We start from the raw sequence: 458 nt of genomic DNA, 5'->3' as shown, positions 1-458 counted from the left end.
GATCGGCAGTGAAACCGTTGCCAAAATTGTAAAGCAAAACGTAAAACCAATCGTGCGATAGGCAGCTATGACACAGGCAAATCTGCTCGAACAAGCGAGAAGCGGCGATTCTCAGGCGATCGCCCAGCTTATGAATCGCACCTTGAAACCGAAAGGCATTACGGCCACAGTCGATCGAACGGGCGATCGCTTAACCGTTCACCTTGAAGCTGCCCAACTGCCCAATCGTCAGGCGATGGCAACTTTTGTGCAAAACGGCATTTTGGGGCTTAAAACCCAGGTGATTCGCGAAATTGAAATTCGTGGACAGCAAACGGGCGACGATCGAGCCGCTTGGGTGCAAGAAATTTATCTTGGTCTGGTGGTCGATCGAGATAGGAATCAGGGATTGGGAGTTCGCGAGCCAGTCGAGCCGCTTCCGCTCGAATCTGCCGTCGAATCTAATGCCGTGCCAACTT

The 458-nt window shown here is 52.0% G+C and carries 1 protein-coding gene; it reads left to right on the top strand.

The window, feature by feature from the left end:
• Positions 1-67: 67 nt before the first annotated feature.
• Positions 68-458 (top strand): hypothetical protein (locus D7Y13_RS45465; RefSeq protein WP_208734615.1); only part of this gene is annotated, 391 nt, incomplete at its 3' end.

This window comes from Corallococcus praedator, from assembly GCF_003612125.1.
Classification (GTDB): Bacteria; Myxococcota; Myxococcia; order Myxococcales; family Myxococcaceae; genus Corallococcus; species Corallococcus praedator.
The sequence above is the reverse complement of the archived record's forward strand: the minus strand, read 5'-3'. Positions and strand labels throughout refer to the sequence as shown.